General features: G+C 48.7%; 16 protein-coding genes and 2 pseudogenes. 1 reads left to right on the plus strand and 17 read right to left on the minus strand.

From position 1 onward, the window contains the following. Nucleotides 1–5: 5 nt before the first annotated feature. The 13 genes and pseudogenes from gatA to NSU00_RS14000 form a co-directional block, all read right to left on the minus strand. Entirely contained in the window at nt 6–1,463 is a 1,458-nt protein-coding gene (gatA, locus tag NSU00_RS13940) for an Asp-tRNA(Asn)/Glu-tRNA(Gln) amidotransferase subunit GatA (protein ID WP_327076338.1), read from the minus strand. Nucleotides 1,464–1,475: 12 nt separating this feature from the next. Beyond that, a complete protein-coding gene (gene gatC / locus NSU00_RS13945; RefSeq protein WP_013860580.1) occupies nt 1,476–1,766 on the minus strand; it encodes an Asp-tRNA(Asn)/Glu-tRNA(Gln) amidotransferase subunit GatC in 291 nt (96 codons plus the stop codon). A 244-nt stretch (nt 1,767–2,010) separates the two neighbouring features. Further along, complete coding sequence (gene aceA / locus NSU00_RS13950) at nt 2,011–3,288, minus strand: isocitrate lyase (RefSeq protein ID WP_237348622.1); 1,278 nt, start codon at nt 3,286–3,288, stop codon at nt 2,011–2,013. A 217-nt stretch (nt 3,289–3,505) separates the two neighbouring features. Next, the gene (gene aceB / locus NSU00_RS13955) at nt 3,506–5,101 is read right to left on the minus strand and encodes a malate synthase A (RefSeq protein WP_029142033.1); all 1,596 of its coding nucleotides are present in this window, start codon (nt 5,099–5,101) and stop codon (nt 3,506–3,508) included. Nucleotides 5,102–5,273: 172 nt separating this feature from the next. Beyond that, nucleotides 5,274–6,440 carry a CamS family sex pheromone protein gene (locus NSU00_RS13960; protein ID WP_029142034.1) on the minus strand — a complete coding sequence of 389 codons (1,167 nt, stop codon included), beginning with the start codon at nt 6,438–6,440 and terminating at the stop codon, nt 5,274–5,276. 41 nt (nt 6,441–6,481) lie between these two features. Then, complete coding sequence (gene ligA / locus NSU00_RS13965; RefSeq protein WP_071452146.1) at nt 6,482–8,488, minus strand: NAD-dependent DNA ligase LigA; 2,007 nt, start codon at nt 8,486–8,488, stop codon at nt 6,482–6,484. Between the two features lie 72 nt (nt 8,489–8,560). Next, nucleotides 8,561–10,102 (minus strand): annotated as a pseudogene (locus NSU00_RS13970) (3'-5' exonuclease); the annotation flags it as partial. A gap of 94 nt (nt 10,103–10,196) precedes the next feature. Continuing rightward, nucleotides 10,197–12,062 (minus strand): group II intron reverse transcriptase/maturase, encoded by a 1,866-nt coding sequence (gene ltrA, locus NSU00_RS13975; protein ID WP_340703831.1) that lies wholly within the window; start codon nt 12,060–12,062, stop codon nt 10,197–10,199. Between the two features lie 704 nt (nt 12,063–12,766). Next, a pseudogene (locus NSU00_RS13980) lies at nt 12,767–13,450 on the minus strand (UvrD-helicase domain-containing protein); the annotation flags it as partial. Between the two features lie 37 nt (nt 13,451–13,487). Then, nucleotides 13,488–14,183 carry a heptaprenylglyceryl phosphate synthase gene (locus tag NSU00_RS13985; RefSeq protein ID WP_029141347.1) on the minus strand — a complete coding sequence of 232 codons (696 nt, stop codon included), beginning with the start codon at nt 14,181–14,183 and terminating at the stop codon, nt 13,488–13,490. A 272-nt stretch (nt 14,184–14,455) separates the two neighbouring features. After that, nucleotides 14,456–14,788, minus strand: coding sequence for a YerC/YecD family TrpR-related protein (locus tag NSU00_RS13990; protein ID WP_265114704.1), 333 nt, complete (start codon nt 14,786–14,788; stop codon nt 14,456–14,458). Nucleotides 14,789–14,856: 68 nt separating this feature from the next. Beyond that, nucleotides 14,857–15,864: a DUF3048 domain-containing protein gene (locus tag NSU00_RS13995; protein ID WP_340703832.1), complete on the minus strand. Its 1,008-nt coding sequence runs from the start codon at nt 15,862–15,864 to the stop codon at nt 14,857–14,859. A gap of 135 nt (nt 15,865–15,999) precedes the next feature. Then, on the minus strand, nt 16,000–17,742 hold the full coding sequence (locus tag NSU00_RS14000) for an adenine deaminase C-terminal domain-containing protein (RefSeq protein WP_340703833.1): 1,743 nt from the start codon (nt 17,740–17,742) through the stop codon (nt 16,000–16,002). Nucleotides 17,743–17,847: 105 nt separating this feature from the next. Here NSU00_RS14000 and NSU00_RS14005 point away from each other — a divergent pair, with 105 nt between their 5' ends. Further along, on the plus strand, nt 17,848–18,078 hold the full coding sequence (locus NSU00_RS14005) for a YgaP family membrane protein (protein WP_013860593.1): 231 nt from the start codon (nt 17,848–17,850) through the stop codon (nt 18,076–18,078). Nucleotides 18,079–18,172: 94 nt separating this feature from the next. Here the strand turns inward: NSU00_RS14005 and purD are convergent, their stop codons facing one another. From purD to purM, 4 genes are all read right to left on the minus strand, one after another. Next, complete coding sequence (gene purD, locus NSU00_RS14010; RefSeq protein WP_061575013.1) at nt 18,173–19,423, minus strand: phosphoribosylamine--glycine ligase; 1,251 nt, start codon at nt 19,421–19,423, stop codon at nt 18,173–18,175. A gap of 222 nt (nt 19,424–19,645) precedes the next feature. After that, nucleotides 19,646–21,175 (minus strand): bifunctional phosphoribosylaminoimidazolecarboxamide formyltransferase/IMP cyclohydrolase, encoded by a 1,530-nt coding sequence (gene purH / locus NSU00_RS14015; protein WP_340703834.1) that lies wholly within the window; start codon nt 21,173–21,175, stop codon nt 19,646–19,648. Next, on the minus strand, nt 21,172–21,765 hold the full coding sequence (purN, locus tag NSU00_RS14020) for a phosphoribosylglycinamide formyltransferase (RefSeq protein ID WP_340703835.1): 594 nt from the start codon (nt 21,763–21,765) through the stop codon (nt 21,172–21,174). Before purN ends, purH begins: the two co-directional genes overlap by 4 nt. Next, a complete protein-coding gene (gene purM, locus NSU00_RS14025) occupies nt 21,758–22,801 on the minus strand; it encodes a phosphoribosylformylglycinamidine cyclo-ligase (protein ID WP_017550746.1) in 1,044 nt (347 codons plus the stop codon). Before purM ends, purN begins: the two co-directional genes overlap by 8 nt. Nucleotides 22,802–22,810 lie beyond the last annotated feature (9 nt).

Here is a 22,810-nt window from a genome sequence, read left to right on the forward strand (position 1 = left end):
ACCCCTTACAATTGCGGTTTTTGGTTATGGAAGTCCGTTGCCTGTTCAAATGCATGGGCAACGCGGTACACAGTGCTTTCGTCAAAATGCTTCCCGATGATTTGCAGCCCTAATGGCAGACCGCCTGCAAACCCGCATGGAAGAGAGATCCCCGGGACGCCTGCCAGGTTGACCGGAATGGTTAAAATATCATTCGCATACATTGTTAACGGGTCTTCAATTTTTTCCCCGATTTTAAAGGCCGCAGTCGGCGTGGTCGGCCCGATGATGACATCATATTTTTCGAACACATCATCAAAGTCTTTTTTGATCAGGGTGCGGACCTGTTGTGCTTTTTTGTAGTACGCATCGTAATAACCCGCGCTTAGCGCAAAAGTCCCGAGCATAATGCGGCGTTTTACTTCGTCCCCGAAACCTTCCGAACGGGTCTTTTTATATAATTCTTCGAGGCTGGTTGCATTTTTCGAACGGTAGCCGTAGCGGACGCCGTCAAAACGGGCCAGGTTGGAAGACGCTTCGGATGAAGCAAGCAGATAATAGGCGGCCACGCCGTATTTCGAATGCGGCAGCGACACTTCTTCCCATGTGGCGCCGAGCTTTTCCAGCACTTTCAAGGCATCGAGAACAGCCTGGCGCGCTTCTTCGCTGACGCCTTCGCCTAAGTATTCTTTCGGCACGGCAATTTTCAAGCCTTTTACATCGCCTTTGAGCGCCTCCACATAATCCGGCACTTCCACATCGGCGGAAGTGGAGTCATGCCGGTCAAGCCCGGAAATTGCCTGTAACAGATAGGCATTGTCTTCCACGGTCCGGGTAATCGGCCCGATCTGGTCAAGAGAAGAGGCGAATGCGACAAGGCCAAAACGGGAAACACGCCCGTAAGTTGGCTTCATTCCGACAACCCCGCAAAATGCGGCCGGCTGGCGGATCGAACCGCCTGTATCAGATCCAAGCGCAAACGGCACTTCCCCCGCTGCCACCGCTGCAGCCGAACCGCCGGAAGAACCGCCCGGCACCGTATCCAGGTTCCAAGGGTTGCGGGTGATTTGGAATGCGGAATTTTCCGTCGACGAACCCATCGCAAACTCATCCATATTCAATTTGCCGATTGTGATCGTATTTTCCTTATGTAATTTCTCCATGACCGTGGCATCATAAATGGGATCGAAGTTTTCAAGGATTTTGCTAGCACAGGTTGTCCGCAAATCTTTCGTGACAATATTATCCTTGATTCCGATCGGCATGCCGAACAGCATATTTTCAGCTTCCGGCGAGCCGATTTTGCCGTCCAGTTCCGCTGCGGTTTTGCGGGCCCGTTCTTCATCCAATGTTAAAAAAGCTTTCACTTTGCCGTCTGTTTCTGAAATCTTTTGATACGCTTCATCAACAAGTTCTGAAACTTTAACTTCCTTATTATGTAAAAACTCGTGAAGTTCCGAGATTTTATGGTCAAATAAAGACATGCTTTCCCCTCCTTATTCTACGATTGTCGGCACACGGATCATTCCGTCCTGGGTATCCGGCGCATTTTTCAACACAAGCTCGCGCGGCAGTCCTTTTTCCACCGTATCTTCGCGCATGACATTGCGGATTTCAAGCACGTGCGTGGTCGGCAGAACCCCTGTTGTGTCAAGTTCATTTAATGATTCCGCAAAATGGATAATATCCCCCAGCTGTTTCGCAAATTTCTCCGTTTCCGTCTCATTCATTTCAAGGCGTGCTAGGTCGGCAACGTGTTGGACTTGTTCTTTTGAAATATCAGGCATAGCCTTTCACCTCCGTTATAAAAGTCGCATCAATTGTACGTGGAACCCAATCGGGCGTGCAGTTCATTGCCCCGCAGCACGGCCCGGAAAGCGGGGCCTGACTGTCCGTTCATATGGGGCGAATCGAACCCTGCAATACTATTGATCATAGCAGAAAAGCCCGCCCTTAAGCAAGGGGGGCGCCGGGGGTTGCAAAAAAGAAAACGGAGAAGCTGCTTCAGCCTCTCCGTTTTACGGGTCCCCATTAATGGGTGAATTGTTCTTGCTCGGTCGATCCTGTAAGTGCGGTAGTAGAAGAAGTGCCGCCTGAGATGACCATCGATACTTCATCGAAATAGCCGGTGCCGACTTCGCGCTGATGGCGTGTTGCCGTGTAACCATATTGTTCGTTCGCAAATTCTGCCTGCTGCAGTTCGGAATAGGCCGCCATGCCGCGGTCGCGGTAGTTGCGGGCCAGTTCAAACATGCTGTGGTTCAAGGCATGGAAGCCGGCAAGCGTGACGAACTGGAATTTATAGCCCATGCGCGCAATTTCTTTCTGGAAGTTCGCGATCGTTTTGTCATCAAGTTTCTTCTTCCAGTTGAAAGACGGCGAGCAGTTGTAAGCCAAAAGTTTGCCCGGGAATTTTTCATGGATCGCTTCTGCAAACCGGCGTGCTTCATCCAGATTCGGCTCGCTCGTTTCGCACCAGATCATATCGGCATATGGCGCATAAGCAAGTCCGCGGGCAATCGCCTGGTCTATGCCTGCCTGCGTGCGGTAAAAGCCTTCCGCTGTCCGTTCCCCGGTGATAAATGGCGCATCATACGGGTCAACATCGCTTGTGATCAGATTTGCCGCATTTGCATCCGTACGGGCAATAATAACGGTCGGCACGCCCATGACATCAGCAGCAAGGCGGGCTGCAATCAAGTGGCGGATGGCTGTTTGTGTCGGCTGCAACACTTTGCCGCCCAAATGGCCGCATTTCTTCTCGGAAGAAAGCTGATCTTCAAGATGGACAGACGCGGCGCCCGCTTCGATCATCGCTTTTGTCAGTTCGAATACGTTTAACGGGCCGCCAAATCCGGCTTCTGCATCGGCAACGATCGGTGCAAACCAATCAATCCGTTCGTCCCCTTCTGCATGGTGGATCTGGTCGGCGCGCTGCAAGGCCTGGTTGATCCGTTTGACGACATTCGGCACGCTGTTCGCCGGATACAGGCTTTGGTCCGGATACATTTGCCCGGCCAGGTTCGCATCAGCTGCAACCTGCCAGCCGCTTAAATAAATGGCTTTCAATCCGGCCTTTACCTGCTGGACAGCCTGATTTCCCGTGAGTGCGCCCAATGCATGGATATACTCTTCCGTATGCAGCAGGTTCCAGAATTTTTCCGCCCCCCTGCGCGCCAAAGTATATTCAATTTGAACAGAACCCCTCAGTTTGAGCACGTCTTCCGGAGAATACGGGCGGACAATCCCCTGCCACCTTTCATCTTTCTCCCAGCTTCGTTTCAGTTCAAGCGCTTTTTCGTTTACCATCAAAAATTCCTCCCATTTTTTCAATATAATGTAAAGCCGCAGGCAAAATAAGGCTTCCTCGGGGTTCAAACGATTCCCCTTTGTTACAGCTGCGGCGAAAGCAGCTAACATATAGAGCGATTTGTGATATTCACACGATTCCTCTCTATATGGCTCAAGAGCCTTTCATTGCACGTCTCCCCTTGTTGCGTTCATTCATTGTCAAATTGCCATTCTATCAGCCCAGCAGTTCATACGCCGGCAAGGTTAAAAATTCAATAAATTCATCTTCTTTGACAAGCCGGTCAAACAAGGCCACTGCTTCTTCAAAACGGCCGGCCCGGTAATATTCCTCCCCGATTTCCCGGCGGATGCGTTCCAGTTCTTCCGCTTTGATTTGTTCATATAGCTCAATCGTCACTTTTCTGCCGTCTGCAAGCACGCCTTTCGGATGGCGAATCCAGTGCCAAAGCTGGGTGCGTGAAATTTCAGCCGTCGCCGCATCTTCCATTAAGTTCGAGATCGGCACAGCGCCCCTCCCCCGGAGCCAGGATTCGATGTACTGGATGCCGGCATAAATGTTTTCGCGGATGCCTTTTTCCGTAATTTCCCCTTGCGGCACAGCGAGCAGATCATCTGCCGTTGCCGTAAAATCCATCTGCTTGCCGGAATGGATTTGGTTCGGCTCGGGCATTTCTTTGTTAAATGCTTCCATGGCAACCGGCACAAGCCCCGGATGCGCGACCCAGGTGCCGTCATGCCCGTCTCTTGCTTCCCGCTCTTTATCGGCGCGCACCTTTTGGAAGGCTTCTTCATTTTTTGCCGGGTCGTCTTTTACTGGGATCTGCGCAGCCATTCCCCCGATTGCCGGCGCATTCCGGCGGTGGCACGTCTTAATGGTCAAAAGCGAATAAGCGCGCATAAACGGTACCGTCATGGTGACGAGAGACCTGTCCGGCGTAATAAACTGCGGATTGGTGCGCAGTTTTTTAATATAGCTGAAAATATAATCCCAGCGCCCGCAGTTGAGGCCTGCCGAATGCTCTTTCAGTTCATACAGGATTTCGTCCATTTCAAATGCAGCCATGATCGTTTCAATCAGGACAGTTGCTTTAATGGTGCCTTTCGGGATGCCGATATACTTTTGCGCAAAGATAAAAACATCATTCCAAAGGCGCGCCTCCAGATGGCTTTCCATTTTTGGCAGGTAAAAGTACGGGCCTGTGCCGTTTTCAAGGAGCCTGCGGGCATTATGGAAGAAATAGAGCCCAAAATCTGTTAAACTGCCGGATACGGGTTTGCCGTCTACTAAAATATGTTTCTCTTCCAAATGCCATCCGCGCGGCCTGACAATTAAGACAGCGGGATGATCGGCCAGCTTGTATTCTTTTCCGTTCGGGCCGGTAAACGTAATCGTCCGGTTGACCGCATCACGGAGATGGATCTGGCCTTCAATGATATTCTCCCACGTCGGGGAAGTGGCATCTTCAAAGCAGGCCATAAATATTTTTGCGCCTGAATTCAAAGCATTGATCACCATTTTCCGGTCAACCGGCCCGGTAATCTCCACACGCCTGTCCTGCAAATCTTCGGGAAGCGGGGCAATGGTCCAGTCGGATTCGCGGATGGAGGCCGTTTCTTCGAGAAAATGCGGAAGCTTGCCCGACTTGATTTCTTCATCGCGTTTTTTTCTGTAGGCCAGCAGTTCGCGCCGCCTTTCGCCGAAATGCCGCTCCAGCTGTTCCAAAAACTGCAGCGCTTCCGGGGTCAATATTTCGTCATACCCGTCCTGGATGGATCCCGTTACGGTAATGCCTGGTGCTTTGGTCTCCATATCTGCACTCCCTTTCTTGTTATAATACAGTGTGTTTTGCATGTTTTTATTATATAACAGAACTTTCAAAAATGGTAGCCTTTTTTTGAAAAAAATTTAAAAAATGTTTTCCTTTTTTGAAATGTGACATACTAAAAAGAGCAGATACATTTTTCATGTATCTGCTCTTTTTTCAGTTATAAATATGGACGGTTGGGTCTTTTGCTTTTGAATTCCTTACAATGAGCGCTTTTGCTTCATTGTTGGCCGTGATGCTCACCTGTAGATTGACGTAATCTGGGAATGTTTTGACCACCAGGCCGGCGACATATTGCGTAAAAGCAATGACTTCCGCCTGCCCGTAAAACTGGATCGGAATGTCGATGCTTAAATCAGCAAGCTGCCCGTCACTGTATCTTGCCCTGCCAATGCATCCGGTATAATTCGGGAAAAAGTCTTCAATGTCCGTTTTAAAATTCTCAAATGTTTTCTCATCGTCACGATGAGCTTTTTCCGCATCGTCGGACGGGAACAAATAATATTTTTCATTGATGTTTTTCCAATCGTCTGCAGAGGTGCTGTTTGCCGGAACGGTAGCGTAAGCAAAATAGTTTCCGGGAATCACGGAATCCTTGCTCTGCTGTTTGTACAGCCCGACCGTAATCGGGACATTTTTCAATGCATTTATATTGCGCAGGCGCCGGACGACTTCCGATGCAATCTGCTTCCCTTTTTCGTCTAACGTTTTTTGGGGAATATTGACGTCATACGTGGAACCGTACTTTTCCGTCTGATAGTAATAAACTGAGTTCAGGGCAAGCCCGATGGCAACGCCGGACAGTTTGACGTTCCCTTTGCTGTCTTTTGTTAAATAATCCTGTTCGAGAATTTGCGCCAAATAAATCGGGTTTTTCTCGTTTTGCTGCTTTGCCGATCCTTTTCCATCATTCACCGGATTCAAGCCGACATTGTCCTGTTCTTTCAGGCCTTTCTTTTTCAACTGGTTTGCCGTATATTTCCGGTTCAGCCATTTTGTAATGGTGTCGGAAGTCAAATACTGGCCTTCCTGAAAAAGATAGTCATCCGGCGGGTAATTTCTCTGCGCAACCCGCATCAAGCCGGTTTCAAATTCCTCGATATCATACGAAGTGTTTAAGTTGCTGACAACAAGCCCCCGCGATTTGCTCGTTTTATACGGGTAAATATTTTTATAATACTGGTCGGAAATCTGGTAACTCGAAACAACGGACGTTTCTTTTTTATTGTTGCTTTTCTGGACCACTTTGTTATCCGAGCCGAAACCCGGTGTACAGCCAGCCAGTAAAACCATCGATATGATGAGGGGGTACCATTTTTTCATACTGCCTTTCCACCTTTTTGATTTCTCGCTTTCCCTTGCATTTATGAATTGAGCCGTTCCAAAAACGCTGCTTCATCCCATACTTCAATGCCGAGCTGTTCCGCTTTGGCCAGCTTTGTGCCCGCATCTTCCCCAGCGATGACAAGGTCGGTATTTTTGCTTACGCTGCCGGTCACATTTGCCCCGAGCGCCTCCAGTTTTTCTTTTGCTTCGTTGCGGGTCAAGTTCACCAGTTTCCCGGTTAAAACGACCGTCTTTCCGGCAAAAGGCGAATCTGCATTGCGCTTTTCCGCACGTTTGGGGCCTTTATAAACCATGTTGACCCCGAGCACAGCCAATTCCCGGACCAGGCCGAGCGCTTCTTCATTTTCAAAATACGCAACAATGGAATCCGCCATCTTTTCGCCAATATCGGGTATGGCTTCCAGTTCTTCACGCGTTGCTTCAGACAGCCGTTCCATTGTTTCGAAATGCTCTGCTAAAATTTTCGCAGCTTTGGCGCCGACATGGCGGATGCCGAGGCCGAATAGCAATTTTTCCAGCGAATTCTTTTTTGAGGCTTCAATTGCGGCAAGCAAATTGGAAACCGATTTTTCCCCCATTCTTTCCAATTGCAGCAGTTCTTCTTTTTTCAGCCGGTAAATATCCGCGACATTGTGGATCAATTCATGCGCGAACAGCTGGCTGATGACCTTTTCCCCCAGCCCTTCAATATTCATCGCATTCCTTGATACGAAATGGATCAGCCCTTCGCGGATCTGCGCCGGGCAGTTCGGGTTAATGCAGCGGAGCGCCACTTCATCTTCGAGCCGGACAAGCTCGCTGCCGCAGTCCGGGCAGTGGGACGGCATGGAAAATGCCCGCTCCTCGCCGGTTCTCCGTTCGGGAATCGGGCGGACCACTTCGGGAATGATGTCGCCCGCTTTTTTTACTATGACATAGTCCCCAATCCGGATATCTTTTTCGCGGATCAGATCTTCATTGTGGAGCGTGGCCCGCTGGACGGTTGTTCCGGCCACTCTTACCGGATCCAGTATCGCAGTCGGCGTGACGACCCCGGTGCGGCCGACTTTTACTTCAATGCCGGTCAGTTTTGTGACTACTTCTTCGGCAGGAAATTTGTAAGCAATGGCCCAGCGCGGGCTTTTCACCGTTGTGCCAAGGGCGGCTTCCTGGGCATAGTCATTTACCTTAATAACAATGCCGTCAATTTCATACGGGAGGGCCGGCCGTTTTTCCGTCCATTCCGCGATAAATTCGAGCACTTCCCCGATATCCCGGCATATCCTTGTTTCTTTATTGACCTTAAAGCCGAGCTTTTCCAAATACGCAAGCCCTTCGCTATGGGCGGCAATATTGAGCCCGGTTGTATCACCGATCGCATACATAAATGTATCAAGGTTCCGGGATGCCGCAATTTTCGGATCGAGCTGGCGGAGCGAGCCGGCTGCCGCATTGCGCGGATTGGCAAACGGTTCTTCCCCGTTTTCTTCTTTGATACGGTTCAATGCCTCAAAAGACTTTTTCGGCATAAAACATTCCCCGCGCGCCTCGATGGTGACCGGTTCATTCAGCCTGAGCGGTATCGAGCGGACGGTTCTGAGGTTGGCCGTAATGTCTTCACCGATCGTCCCGTCCCCTCTTGTGGACCCTTGGACGAATAAACCATTCTCATATTTAAGCGAAATCGCCAGCCCGTCGATTTTCAGTTCGCACACGTATTCATATGGATCGCCGGCCGTCTCCCGGACTCTGCGGTCGAAATCACGAAGGTCGGCTTCGTTAAAGGCATTTGCCAGACTGAGCATCGGTGTATCATGGACCACTTTGGCAAATCCGGATAAAGGTTCTCCTCCGACCCTTTGCGTTGGCGAATCCGGCGTGATCAACTCCGGATGCGCATTTTCGATCTCCTGCAGTTCACGCAAAAGCCTGTCGTATTCCGCATCCGGGACGCTCGGGCGGTCGAGCACATAATATTCATAACTGTACTGGTTCAGCAGTTTGCGCAGTTCGGCTGCCCGGGCGGCTGCCGCGTGATTATCCATGTGCAACAATCCTTTCCATCAGGGCAAAAGAGGCATTTGCCGCCTGTGTCCCTTTCGTTGTCCAGACTTATTCTATTCTACTTTTGTAATCGGCGCAAACTCGGCTAAAAGCCGTTTGATGCCGACAGGGCTCGGGAATGCAATGTCAAGTTCGGCTGATTTGCCTTCTCCCTTGACACTGACAACCGTGCCGATCCCCCATTTTTTATGTTCGGCTTTATCGCCCACTTGCCAGGAAAGATTGCCGGCCCCGTTTTGTTGCCAGGCAGGAACAACAGGCGGCCGTTTCTCTTTTCTTTCCGTTTTGCCGCGCGAAACCTGGCGGAAATCGAGCCGGTCTTTTTCCTCCTTGCGAATATCCTCGATCAATTCTTCCGGAATTTCATTGATAAACCGTGAAACCGGATTGATATTCATGCGCCCGTAAAGCGTCCGCACTTCGGCATTGGTCAGGTACAGCTCCTCCTGTGCCCGCGTGACGCCGACATACATGAGCCGCCTTTCCTCTTCCATTTCCGCTTCGTCCATAAGGGAACGGCTGTGCGGGAAAATGCCCTCTTCCATGCCGATCAGGAAGACAACCGGAAATTCAAGCCCTTTGGCAGCGTGCAATGTCATTAATACAACAGCATCTTTTTGTGCATTATCTTCTTCAAGCCGGTCAATATCGGCGACAAGCGCCAAATCCGTCAAAAAGGCGACAAGGCTTTTGTCATCGTTCTCTTTCTCAAATTCCTGGGCAACCGAAAGAAATTCATCGATATTTTCGAGCCGGCTTTCGGCTTCAAGCGATTTTTCCAGTTTCAGCGCATCCCTGTAGCCGGACTTGTCCAGCAATTCTTCCACCAGTTCGGTAACGGATAAATATTCCTGCATCCGGGTAAAATTGCTGATAAGCTCATAAAATTCCCGGCAGGCTTTGGTAATTTTCGGGCTGAGGCCGATAAAATCAATTTCCTGAAGGACAGTAAATAAGGAAACCTCCTGGTCCGCCGCATATCGCACGATTTTATCCAATGAAGTCTGGCCGATACCGCGTTTCGGCACATTGATAATCCGGGCCAGGCTGAGGTCGTCATCCGGATTGGCGATGACCCGCAAATACGCAAGAATATCTTTAATTTCTTTCCGGTCGTAGAAACGGGTGCCGCCAACGATATTGTAGGCAATGTTCGATTTCATTAATACTTCTTCAATGACACGGGACTGGGCGTTCGTGCGGTATAGAATCGCAATATCGGAGTGCCGGCGTTTGCCCGATGCAGTGAGTTCCTTAATTTTTCCGGCAACAAACTGCGCTTCCCCCTGTTCGCTATCCGCCCGGTAATAGACGAGATTTTGCCCCTCATCGTTTTCCGTCCATAAATTTTTCTTTTTCCGGTTTGCGTTGTTTTCGATGACTTTATTGGCCGCCTGTAAAATTTTCTTCGTCGAGCGGTAGTTTTGCTCAAGCAAAATGACTTTCGCGTTCGGATAATCTTTTTCGAACGACAGGATATTGGCAATATCCGCACCGCGCCAACGGTAAATCGACTGGTCATTATCCCCGACAACACACAAATTCTGAAATCTTGAAGCCAACAATTTCACAAGTGTATACTGAGATTTATTGGATATGGATAGGTAAGCCTTTGAAGTCATCTCCAGCTTTCCCCCCCATTCACACCGTACGTGAGAGTTTCCCCTCATACGGCGTTCCATCAATTTGTTATCGCGTTATAATACCTACTATTTTATCGTTTCCAACCAAAACACGAAGTTTGTTGATTTTATCTAGGGCATTCTCGTCTAAGTTCAGCTTTTGGAGATATTTCTGGATGGTCACTTTTTCTGTTGAGTGAATCAACTTGTGAACATCCTTCCTTATGAATATAAGGTTTCTATACTCATCACTTCCACCTTGATTTCTTGGTATCTTGTGATGAACTTCCATATCTCCAAGTTCTAATGGTACATTTGTTACTGCACATTGTCCAAGTTGTCCTACGTAAAGGGATATGCGATTATCATTATATTCCATGCTTTGATCAGGTAAAGGATTATACATAAGATGATGAATGATTGCCTGATTACATCCCTTAAGTTGATCATGTATCTTCTGTCTTCCCAAATCTGTATAAGGGCAAACATCCTGACTAAAATTAGTTGGATATTTAGTTCTTATATGATCAATTGGAAAAACATTTACTCCATGGATAAAAATCACTTTCCCATTAAATTTCGGATACAATTTTTTAAATGTGTTTGACTTTGTACCTTTCTGACTTAGAATAGCTTTCGTTCGGTTGTACAGGATCTTTCTGACCGAGAAGCCAATTTTACTTAAATCAACAGTGATATGAGTCGCATACCGGTAATAATTTTGGATTCCTACAATCGTTGCATTTAGCTTAGATACCTCTCGCGGGCTGTTCTCAACCTTTTTGATTTGGCCACGTAATTTTGCAATGGCCTTCTTTTTCGCTTTATCACTCATATTTGTTTTAGCTACAAATTTGTCTTTTTTCGGGATAGCTTTCATTTTAAACCCAAGGAACGTAGAATGCTTTTTCCGCAAATTAATTACCCCAGATTTTTCAGGACTGGTTTCTAGTCCCAACCTTTCTTTCAGCCATTTCTTCACGGCTTCAAAAATAGCGAATGCATCTTTATGATTACGGCAAAAGATTTTAAAATCATCGGCATATCGGACAATAAACATTTCCTTCAGTCCAGTTTTTCTCAATGCTCGATATTTTGCACTTTGATCTAATACCAGCCTTTTGCCAATCATTCGTTCCCGATTGTAATTCTTTTTCGTTTTGAAAGTTTCCCATTGGCTGCTGATCCACCAGTCCAGCTCGTTTAAAACGATGTTGGATAGTAGTGGTGAAAGAATTCCGCCTTGTGGCGTTCCTTTTCCTGGTATACCAACACCCTTGATTTCCGCTTTAAGCATTTTGGATAAAATACTAATGACCTTCTTATCCTGAATGCCCAGTGACCATATCTGCTTCAGTAGCTTGCCATGGTTAACATTGTCAAAGAATCCCTTAATATCAATGTCCACGGCATAATGGAGTTTGTTTTTGTTTACCAAGGTTACTGCCCTTGATAATGCATGATGTGCACTCCGGTTTGGACGAAAACCATAACTGTGTGGATGAAACTTTGCTTCACAGATAGGTTCAAGAACTTGTTTCACACATTGTTGAATCAAGCGGTCTTCAATAGTTGGTATACCTAAAGGCCTCATGGTCCCATCCAGTTTAGGGATCTCTATCCTTCGGACAGGATGTGGTTTAAAATTAGACATCCTTGCTCTTACATACTTTATAAGAGACGAAGGATCCTTTTCCCCAATATCAAGAATGGTTTTACCATTCGTCCCACTCGTTTTGCTTCCGCGATTCTTTTTGATATTTCGGAAGGCCAACTTAATATTTCTTTCATCAATGATAAGATCATACAGCTCTCGGAATTTGTAGCCATTTTTACTTTGAGCGTAAAGTGTATCTAACGCTGCTTGCATATTGTAGTATTCATTATTACGCAATTTTTGTTTCTTCTTTAGCTTTTGGTTGTTATCAGTCAACTAATCACCACCCGGTTACTGGCAGCTTTCGTTTCTCTTAGTCATACTCGAACCTGATAGACGATAAATGTAGTTGCTTTAACAAATTGACTAGTGGCTATCCCTCCATGATGTTTCCATCACCTCAACGGTACTGTGCCACCACTTTCACTGACATAAAGATAAGTTATAGCCTTCGCTTTTCCTTATCACCGCTTCATTGGCCGGTAAGTCCTCCGCGTTGTCAGCTTCCCACGTTCCGATGATTCTATCTGTACATACACTTTTAGGTGAATCCTCTAGTCCTGCTAGCTTGGACGTGCCTGTAACACGTCAAGGTGTTTCATAAAGACAATTCTTACTCCACCTCACTAGCGCCACGTACCGTGACAATGCCATTTCTAGCATCTATACCTCTAGAACCGTACATTCGGATTTTCGTCAGTTAGTTGTTGTTCACTAACATTCTCACCATGAGTGTTTTATAGACCCCCGGCTTATTTGCTGCACCTTCCACCTCTGGAAAGCTTTCGTCAACTTGACTTGTTACGGCAGCATTCAGCCGACTTCACCGAGCTTATAACCTCAAGATCCTTACCTATCTTGACGCTATTCGGAGGATCAGGGAGAGCCTTTCCGGGCGTTACTCCTTCATTCGACTCTTCGAATCATCAGTTCTCCCAGCTTTCGCTGGTGGCTAATCTTTTCAATTAGCAACGTGTCGCACTATCCTGATATTCATCAACGTGGATGTATTGGAATTTTCTTTGGTAATATTCGAGGACTTCCGGGACGCGCTTGAACAATTGGATTGTCATCATGATCAGATCGTCAAAGTCAAGCGACTGGTTTTTCCTCAGGCGTTGCTGGTAAGCTTCGTATACATCACTGACAATTTGGTCAAAAAAATCGCCCGCTTGTTTGGCGTACTGTTCAAAATCAATCAGTTCATTTTTCGCGCTGCTGATTTTCCCTAAAATCGCCCGCGGGTCAAATTTTTTCGGATCCAGATTTTTTTCTTTTAAAAGGTTTTTAATGACCGATAGCTGGTCGGTCGCGTCAAGGATGGAAAAATTGCGGTTAAAGCCGATCCTGTCGATATCCCTCCGCAAAATGCGCACGCACATCGAATGGAAAGTGGATATCCACACTTCCTCAGCGGCACCGCCCATGATCCCGGCAATCCTGTCCTTCATTTCGCGGGCGGCCTTATTGGTAAACGTAATCGCTAAAATATTATACGGATTCACGCCTTTTTCCACCATTAAATAGGCAACGCGGCGGGTCAGCACCCGTGTTTTACCGCTTCCCGCCCCGGCAAGAATCAAAAGCGGCCCTTCCGTTGTTTTGACCGCTTCTTTCTGTTCGGGATTTAGCCCGCTCAGAATACGGTCGGTTAAAAATTGCATGATTTCACCACCACATGAGAATGTTTGTTCTATTTTATCACAAACCTGTTTGCTTTACAACCCGGACCGTTTTCACAGCCTCGTGTATATCTTCATAAACCACATTGCCGACGACCACTACATCTGCAGCCCGTGCCATCTCCGCAGCCTGTGCCGCAGTGCGGATGCCGCCGCCGTAAAACAAAACGGTATCTTCCAGTACTGTTTTCACTTTTTCGACAAGCTTCGGATCTCCGTAAGTGCCGCTGTATTCCAAATAAAAAACCGGAAACTTGAACATATGCTCCGCCATGCTTGCATAAGCGAGAACGTCGTCGTCATCGAGGCCGGTTTCCGCTTCTGCAAGCTGTGCGGCTTTACAGTCCGGATTTAAAATACAGTAGCCTTCCATGACGATCTCATTCCAATTCATCCATTCCCCATATGCTTTCACTGCTTTATGGTGGGCACCGGTGATCCAAGTTGTATTTTTGCTGTTTAAAACCGCCGGAATCAAGTAAAGGTCATAAGCGGGTGCGATTGCGTCCGCATCCGATACTTCGAGGCAGCACGGCACGGCGTATCTTCTTACCCTTGACATTAACTGCAACGTGTTATCAAGGGTGACACCGTCCGTTCCGCCAATCATCACTGCATCTGTGCCGGACTCGCAAATTTTTTCCAAATCTTTTTCCGAAATATCTTTATTCGGATCCAATTTGAAGGCATGCCGCCATTCACGCACATCATACATCAACCGGAAATCCTCCATTCTTCATCCATCATAGCCCATTATAGCATTTGAAGGTACAGGCAAAAAAGCTTTTCATCAGAACGGGAAAATATAACAGCCATGCCCGGAAACACCGCGCTTTCCCGCCGGCAAAGCCGGAAAATCTTTCCTGAAAAGCCGCACCGGCAAAAAGAAAAGTGAAAGCGCAACCTTCCAGCAAGCGTGATTCTATCACGGGAAGCGGTTGTTCTGCGCAAAAAAGCCCCTCTTTTAAAAGAAGAGCTTTTTTCTTTTTATTCTGATGGGGCTTCTTCTGCACGGTTTTCCTGCCTGTGTTTTTTTTCGATCCGGTCGAGGACCATCTGGTAAGAATCGTTGCCGTAATTCAGGCAGCGTTTGACGCGGGAGATAGTGGCCGTGCTCGCGCCGGTTTCCGTCTCAATCGCATGGTACGTCTTATCATTGCGCAACATTCTCGCCACTTCCAGGCGCTGCGTCATCGCCTGGATTTCGTTGACGGTGCATAAATCGTCAAAAAAACGGTAGCACTCTTCAATCGTTTCAAGCGACAAGATCGCTTCAAACAGCTGATCCAGCGCTTTTCCGCGTAATTTATCTATTTGCATAAACGTTTTTCTTCTCCTTTGCTCTATTGCTTTCCGGCACGGCTCTGCCGGACTGCCCGAACCCCTTCCTAGTCTGTAACGGTAACACTGCTTAAAGTGGGTACAATATTGACCCACGTTTTGCCCGGCACCAATTTGACCGGTTCCCCGTTTTGATACGGAAGAATCCTGCCGCTGTCATTTTCCCATTCGACTTCCCGGAGCTTTCCCTTTTGGATAAGATACGCTTTGCCTCCGGATGTTAAATCAATATCCTTGCGCCCGTGGCTGTCAATCAGCTTATGTTTGGCAGCAACAATGAACAAATTGTCGATGAGAACCGGCTGGCCGTTGTTTGCATCCACCGTCTCCGCCCCGCCAGCGTAACGGGCATACTTTCCTTTTTCTGCGTTATACCGGTACACGGCATTTAAATTGTCCCGGCTTGAATAACGGATACTGACTTTCCCCGTGGAAATGCCCGAAATGTTTTTCACTTCTTTTGCAGAGGCAAAAGAAAGGGGAGACGGGGGCTGGTTCATCACATAGCCTTTTTTCCGTGCACCTTTTAAAATGTTCTGATAAGTGATATAGGAATTATGGGGCGCTTTTCTGGCTGCCGACCGTTTGAACAAAGTGCCGTCATACTGCATGCCGTTCAGTTCATCGACATAGCCCGAATCAAGCAGCTTTTTCGCGCCCAGGCTGTAGCCATGGGCAATGTATAAAGCATCGTATCCTTTTGCCAGCTTGATGAAATACGGCCTGGCGCTCCGGACCGGCCCGAATTTGGCCGGCATATGGCTTTCAAAAATTGCGACAAACCGGGTGATTTCCCCTTCCGCCAGGGCTTCATAGACAACATCGGCTGAACTAAGCCCCGATTGCGGGCGTGCAAGCGGGTGATTGTTGATCATGACGGCAACCGCCCGTTTTGCCGGCCTGTTTGTTGTCCGGAGCCCTGTCAGCGGTGCTGTCCACTGGTGTGCCGCAGATTTTCCGGTTCCCTGCCGATTTCCGCCTGTACCATGCTGGCGGCCGCATGCCGATAGCACCAGCAGAAGGAACATCAGGCCAATCAGTCGTTTCTTTCCCATTTTTGCAACTCCAATCACGTTTTCTTAAATGCGTCGAACGGCAAATCGCAACCTGCCGTATAGAAAGAGGTTTTTCAGAAACGAACCATCTCCCTTTTTTTCACTCCGTTTTCAAATTTCCGGTACTTTATTATTTTAACGCATTATTGTTGGAAAGAGTATCGTTTTCTTCATGACATCGTACATTCCTTTGGAAGTAATCCGGATATAGGGCAAATGGGTCGCGCATAAAAAGAGCAAAGAATACATCGGGTCATCATATGCATAGCCGCGGTCCCTTAAAATGCCGGCAAATTTTTTCATATCCCCGATCAGTTCATCCATGCTTTTATCCGACATGATCCCGCCGACCGGGAGCGGAATTTCCTGGATGATTTTCCCATTTTCCGCAATCACGATGCCGCCGCCCATTTCTTTCATCCGTTTAAACGCAAGCAGCATATCGCTTTTTGATTTTCCAATGCAAAGAATGTCCCCTGTCGATGAATAAGAAGAGGCAAGGCCCATCAGATTTTTGGCAAATCCTTTCACCAGTGTGTTGATCCGCCATTTTCCTTTTTTATCAATTAACATAAGAAAATTGTCCTCATAGGCGTCCGGCAGCACCTCATACGATACGTCATACGAAATGGAGTACGGTTTTGTAATGACGCTGTTGGACATCTCCAGCCCGAACGGCATGGAAAATTGCAGGTCGTCGTACCCGAGATCCCAATCAAGTTCAAGCGGGCCTTGGCCGTATAATGCCCAATCAACCGGCTCTTCCGGTTCGGTTCCTTTGCCGTCTTTTTTCAGCCATACCCCTTTTGACAGGACCGAAACAGGCACCGGGTTTGTTTCGCTTTCCAAAAAATTGATGCTTGCCACCCGGCCTGTTGCAATGATGCCGTGCAAATGCTGGATATTGTAGTAACGCGCCACATTGTAGCTTGCCATTAAGTATGCGTCCACCGGCGGCACCCCGTGTTCCATCGCGATTTGAATCATCCTGTCGATCACGCCTTCTTCGTAAAAAGCAGGCGAGCTGCCGTCGGTTGTAAAAAACATTTGATCATACTGGTCAATGCCGAGCGCTTTCATTTCATCCAGCAACACAGGCAGGTCTGGGCGGATGGATGAATGGCGCAAAGACACCGTGTATCCCTGCATCAGCCGGTTCAGCACTTCCTTGCCCGTCATCGCTTCATGGTCACAGTCTGCCCCAAACAGCATCATTTTTGCCAATGTTTTCTCGGATGCACCCGGGAAATGGCCTTCAATTTTTTTCCGCATCCGCTTGGCTTCCTGAATCCAATGGAGCATTAAGTCGTCGCCGTCCGCCAGTTTCGGCCAGCCGGTCAATTCCCCTCCCTGCAGGACAGCATCATGCTCGAGCCACGACTTTACACACTCGTGAGAAAAAACCATTTCTTCATCCACAAGCTCCGTCTGCCCGTCGAACCGTGCCCACCAATACATCGTAACCGGCGAATGGCGGAGCTTTTGCATCATGGAAAACGCTTTCTTTTTGTCTGATAATAAAACGAGCATGAGGTTATCGTTGATCAATGTTGTTGTTCCTTTTTGCGCTGCATAATGGGCAAAGGTTTGGGGATTATAAAGTTGAAAAGGATGGACATGCGGTTCAATATACCCGGGCACAAGCCACTGCCCCGAGCAATCGGTGATTTCGCATCCGGATGTCTTTTCAGGCAGCTTTTCCCCGGTGTATACAATCCGGTCCTGATAAATCCAAATATTGCCCGTCACCCATTTTCTTAATGTCGAATGAAGAAACCGGGCATTTGTTAAAACCATGTCTGGCGGCAGCTTGCCGTCCAGCACAGCCACATGTTCCCTGATTTGTTTGTTTTTCCATCGGTAACGTTGGTCAAGCATTGTCTCATTCCTCCCTAGGGAGACCCTAATATATTCATATATTACCATATTTTATCCATTAAAACAGTAAAGAAGTTTGAAAACATGGGAAAGGAGATGTTCATCATGAAAATCACACCCAATATTGGAATTTTGAATGCCTTGCTCCGGATTACGTGCGGGCTTACTTCGCTTGCATGGGCCACAGCCAAATTATCGAAAAAACCGTGGCGCAGCAGCTATTTATGTGTGGCGCTCATGGGTGCCATGAAAGTGGGAGAAGGGATTGTCCGCTACTGCCCTGTGACGGATCTCATTCAAAACAGGCAAATGAATGGTGGCCAGGAAGAAGTGTAGACCAGAAGGCAACATGCATGTGGGAAACATTACCACCTGTGCAAAAAGCTACCGGGCAAAAGGCCGGAGATTTTCCGGCCTTTTGCCTCAAGGACTAAGCCTGGTTTCTTTTGCCGATATCCTTCCGGTAGAAAAAACCATCCAAACGGAGCCTTTCCAATTCGTGATACAGTGCTTTTCCCGCTTCTTCCAGCGTACGGGCTTTCCTTCCGACAAAAAGTACCCTGCCGCCGTTTGATACAAGCCTTTCCCCCTCCACGCGTGTGCCGGCATGGAAAACAAAAGACTGCAATTTTGAAAGCGGCGGAATTGGAATCCCTTTTTCGTACGCACCCGGATAGCCGTTTGCCGCAATCACAACTCCCAATACAGCTTCCTTGCGCCACTTGATGCAAGGGCTTTTTCCGTCCAACAGATCCAGAAAAATTTCCGCAAGGTCCGATTCAAGCCTTTCGAGCACAACCTCCGTTTCCGGGTCGCCGAAACGGGCGTTGAATTCAATCACTTTCACACCGTTTTCCGTCAGCATCAAGCCGGCATACAAAACCCCGGTAAACGGGCAGCCTTCCTCTTTCAACGCTCTGGCTGCCGGGCGCAAAATATGTTCTACTGCCTTTTTCACTTCTTCATCCGGGATTTGCGGAACCGGGGAGTAGGCGCCCATTCCGCCTGTATTCGGCCCGCTGTCGCCATCATATGCACGCTTATGGTCGCGCGCAATCACCATGGGATACACTTCCTCTCCCCGGACAAACGCCATCAGGGAAAATTCTTCCCCTTCCAAAAATTCTTCTACAACCACCTGGTTTGAGGCTTCCCCGAATTTCTTCCCGATCAGAGCGGCACGGAGCGCTTCCTTTGCTTCTCCCGGTGTCATCGCAACAGTCACGCCTTTTCCGGCTGCGAGGCCGTCTGCTTTAATGACGATCGGGGCGCCTTTTTCCACGATATATTTTTCCGCCTCCGCATAGTCGGAAAAAACGCGGTAATCCGCAGTCGGAATGCCGTATTTTTGCATCAGTTCTTTTGCGAATGCTTTGCTGCTTTCAATCCGCGCCGCCTGCTTTGACGGCCCGAATATTTTCAGGCCGGCATTCTGAAATTCGTCGACAATCCCCGCGCTTAAAGGGGCTTCCGGGCCGACAACCGTCAGTTCAATGCCTTTGTCTTTTGCAAAAGCGAGCAGAGAAGCCGTGTCCGTTTCGCGGATCGGAACGGTTTCAGCGATTTGGGCGATGCCACCGTTTCCCGGTGCGCAATAAATTTTGCCAACGCGGGGGCTTTCCGATAATTTTTTGCAGATGGCATGCTCGCGGCCACCGCTCCCAATTACAAGTACTTTCATTTTAACGTGGCCTCCTCTCTTTGTCCATCATTTTGTAAGGTCTTCCGACTAATTTTATGATCGGATACAATAGAACCCGGGGACTGCCGGGCAGGACAGTCGCCTCCGCTTTTCTGTTTGTCCGGCTCTGCTTCCCGGGCTTGCATACTTCTGCACCTTTTCCCTGCGGTAAGCAGCATCGGTCCTCCAACGAATAAGAAGCCCGTATGCCGCGCTTTTCTGTTAGTGCTTAAAGTGGCGGATGCCGGTGAAGACCATCGTGATGCCGTATTCATCGGCTTTTTTGATGGAGTCTTCGTCGCGGATGGACCCACCCGGCTGGATGATGGCAGTAATGCCGGCTTTGGCAGCTGCTTCGACGGTGTCGTCCATCGGGAAGAATGCATCGGATGCCATCGCGGCTCCTTTTGCTTTTTCACCGGCCTGGGCCAACGCAATTTCCGCCGAGCCGACGCGGTTCATCTGCCCGGCGCCGATCCCGAGCGTTTTTTCAGCATCCGTCACCACAATCGCATTCGATTTCACATGTTTTACCACTTTCCAGGCCAGTTTTAAAGCCTTCCATTCTTGTTCTGTCGGCTCACGTTTTGTGACAGTTTTCACTTGGGCTTCATCTAAAGTATAGGTGTCCTGATCCTGGATCAGCAGCCCGCCTTCTACGGAAGTAATGATTTTTTCCGGTTTGTGCGCTTCCGTAAAAGGCACAGTCAAAAGGCGGATATTTTTCTTGCTTGCCAAAATGTCAAACGCTTCGTCCGCAAACGACGGGGCAATTACAATTTCGAGAAAAATTTCATGTAGCAGCTTGGCCGTTTCCGGGTCAACAGGCCGGTTGAATGCGACGATGCCGCCGAAAATCGATTTCGAATCTGCCTCGTACGCTTTTTTATACGCTTCAAGCGCCGAATCTCCGACCCCGATGCCGCACGGATTCATATGCTTTACGGCAACCGCTGCCGGTTCCTTGAAATCTTTTACGATCTGCAGGGCGGCATCTGCATCGCGGATATTATTGTACGATAATGCTTTGCCGTGCAGCTGCCTTGCATGCGCAATCGAAAACGGCGAACCAAGCGGGTTAATATAAAAGCTTGCTTTTTGGTGCGGGTTTTCCCCGTAACGGAGCGTTTGCTTGAGCTCATATGTAAAAGTGACATTCTCCGGGGCCTCTTCGCCAACAAGCGTTGTCATATAATCGGCAATCATGGCGTCATACGCTGCTGTATGGCGGAAAACTTTTGCAGCCAGCGCTTTTTTCGTATCTTTCGTCACATCGCCGTGCGTTTTAATTTCGTCAATCACTTTGCCGTAGTCCCCCGCGTCCGTAACAACGGTGACATATTCAAAATTTTTCGCGGCCGCACGCAGCATGGACGGCCCGCCGATATCAATATTTTCGATGGCCTCTTCTTCCGTGGCATCCGCCTTTGCAATCGTCTGCCGGAACGGATAAAGGTTGACACAGACGAGGTCAATCGGTTTGATCCCTTGCGCTGCAATTTGCTGTTCATGTTCCGGCGTCCGTTTTGCCAAAAGCCCGCCGTGGATGTTGGGATGGAGCGTTTTTACCCTGCCTTCCAAAATTTCCGGAAAACCTGTTACCTCTTCCACCCCCGTAACAGGCACGCCGGCTTCTTCCAGCGCTTTTTTCGTGCCGCCGGTTGAGAGAATTTCAAAGCCGAGCCCGCTTAAACTTTGTGCAAATGCCGTTACCCCTGTCTTGTCCGATACACTGATTAAAGCTCTTTTCATTCCGGTAAAACCTCCATGTTGGTTTGATTTTCCACCAGCTTCTTGAGCACATCCGGATACAGCACATGCTCTGTCTGATGCATTCTTGCCGCTAATGTTTCATATGTGTCCCCGTCAAGCACAGGGACAGCCGCCTGCGCAATAATCGGCCCGGTATCCATGCCTTCATCGACATAATGAATGGTCACGCCCGTTATTTTCACGCCTGCCGCAAGCGCCTGCCCGATCGCGTCTTTGCCCGGAAAAGCCGGCAGCAACGACGGATGGATATTGATGATTTTCCGTGGATACTGATTCAGGAGCACCGGCCCGATCAGCCGCATATAGCCGGCCAGAATGATCCATTCAATCTGTTTCTCCTGTAACTGCGCCAAAATTTCCTGCTCATACGCCCGCTTATCTGGGTACGTTTTCGGATTGAACACAAACGCCGGGATGTTTTCTTGTGCTGCCCGGCGGATGACATACGCATCTTCACGGTCACATACCAACAGTTCAATCGCGGCATCAAGTTCCCCTTTTTTGGCTGCATCACATATCGCCTGGAAGTTTGTGCCGCTGCCCGATGCAAAAACAGCCATTTTATGCATTGCCTCTGCTCCCTGCTGCAAAACGGACACCCGCCGTATTTGTAACATGGCCGATGATGAAAGCTTGTTCCCCGGACTGGTTGAAAAAGGAAACAGCGGCCTGTGCCTCTTCCGCCTTCACCGCGAGGACAAACCCGATGCCCATGTTAAAAACGTGAAACATCTCATCGCGGCTGACGTTTCCGTAAGATGCCACAGCGGAAAAAACGGGTGGGACCGGCCATGAACCGAGGCTGATTTCAACACCGAGCCCGTCTCTGTGCATACGCGGAATATTTTCATAAAAACCGCCGCCTGTCACATGTGCCATTCCTTTAATCTCAAATTTTTTCAGCGCGGAAAGCACCGGTTTGACGTAAATTTTGGTCGGGGTTAACAGCACTTCCCCAAGCGGCCGGCCCAGTTCCGGCAAAATCGTATCAACGGTCATCGCATGGTCTTTGAAAAAAATTTTCCGGATCAGCGAATAGCCGTTACTGTGAATGCCACTTGAGGCAAGGCCGATTAAAACATCTCCGGGTGCGGTGTTACCCGTGACAAGCGCATCTTTTTCACATGCGCCAACCGCAAATCCCGCCAAATCGTATTCGCCTGCTTCATACATATCCGGCATTTCCGCCGTTTCTCCGCCGACGAGTGTGCACCCTGCCTGCACGCACCCTTCTGCCACGCCTTTTACAATTTGCTCAATCGTTTCCGGGTTCTGGCTGCCGCAACCGATATAATCGAGGAAAAAAAGCGGTTCCGCTCCCTGGACAATGATGTCATTGACGCACATGGCGACACAATCGATGCCGATCGTATCATGCTTGTTTGTTAAAAAGGCAAGTTTCAGTTTCGTGCCGACGCCGTCCGTTCCGGAAACAAGCACGGGCTTCTGGTAATGGAGCGCGGATAAGTCAAACATGCCGCCAAATCCGCCGAGTGCACCGATTGCCCCCGCCCGGTTTGTCCGCGCCACATGCTTTCCCATCCGTTTGACCGCTTCATAGCCTGCTTCGATGTCGACGCCAGCATCCCGGTATGTGTTTGCCATAGGAATCCT

This window comes from Weizmannia sp. FSL W8-0401 (assembly GCF_038009125.1).
GTDB lineage: Bacteria > Bacillota > Bacilli > Bacillales > Bacillaceae_C > Weizmannia > Weizmannia coagulans.

What these genes read in the sequence shown, in the direction of transcription:
- gatA (WP_327076338.1), bottom strand. Translation starts at nt 1,463, where the DNA reads ATGTCTTTATTTGACCATAAAATCTCGGAACTTCACGAGTTTTTACAT.
- gatC (WP_013860580.1), bottom strand. Translation starts at nt 1,766, where the DNA reads ATGCCTGATATTTCAAAAGAACAAGTCCAACACGTTGCCGACCTAGCA.
- aceA (WP_237348622.1), bottom strand. Translation starts at nt 3,288, where the DNA reads ATGGTAAACGAAAAAGCGCTTGAACTGAAACGAAGCTGGGAGAAAGAT.
- aceB (WP_029142033.1), bottom strand. Translation starts at nt 5,101, where the DNA reads ATGGAGACCAAAGCACCAGGCATTACCGTAACGGGATCCATCCAGGAC.
- NSU00_RS13960 (WP_029142034.1), bottom strand. Translation starts at nt 6,440, where the DNA reads ATGAAAAAATGGTACCCCCTCATCATATCGATGGTTTTACTGGCTGGC.
- ligA (WP_071452146.1), bottom strand. Translation starts at nt 8,488, where the DNA reads ATGGATAATCACGCGGCAGCCGCCCGGGCAGCCGAACTGCGCAAACTG.
- NSU00_RS13985 (WP_029141347.1), bottom strand. Translation starts at nt 14,183, where the DNA reads ATGTATGATGTGCGTGAATGGCGGCATGCCTTCAAATTGGATCCGAAT.
- NSU00_RS13990 (WP_265114704.1), bottom strand. Translation starts at nt 14,788, where the DNA reads ATGCAAATAGATAAATTACGCGGAAAAGCGCTGGATCAGCTGTTTGAA.
- NSU00_RS13995 (WP_340703832.1), bottom strand. Translation starts at nt 15,864, where the DNA reads ATGGGAAAGAAACGACTGATTGGCCTGATGTTCCTTCTGCTGGTGCTA.
- NSU00_RS14000 (WP_340703833.1), bottom strand. Translation starts at nt 17,742, where the DNA reads ATGCTTGACCAACGTTACCGATGGAAAAACAAACAAATCAGGGAACAT.
- NSU00_RS14005 (WP_013860593.1), top strand. Translation starts at nt 17,848, where the DNA reads ATGAAAATCACACCCAATATTGGAATTTTGAATGCCTTGCTCCGGATT.
- purD (WP_061575013.1), bottom strand. Translation starts at nt 19,423, where the DNA reads ATGAAAGTACTTGTAATTGGGAGCGGTGGCCGCGAGCATGCCATCTGC.
- purH (WP_340703834.1), bottom strand. Translation starts at nt 21,175, where the DNA reads ATGAAAAGAGCTTTAATCAGTGTATCGGACAAGACAGGGGTAACGGCA.
- purN (WP_340703835.1), bottom strand. Translation starts at nt 21,765, where the DNA reads ATGCATAAAATGGCTGTTTTTGCATCGGGCAGCGGCACAAACTTCCAG.
- purM (WP_017550746.1), bottom strand. Translation starts at nt 22,801, where the DNA reads ATGGCAAACACATACCGGGATGCTGGCGTCGACATCGAAGCAGGCTAT.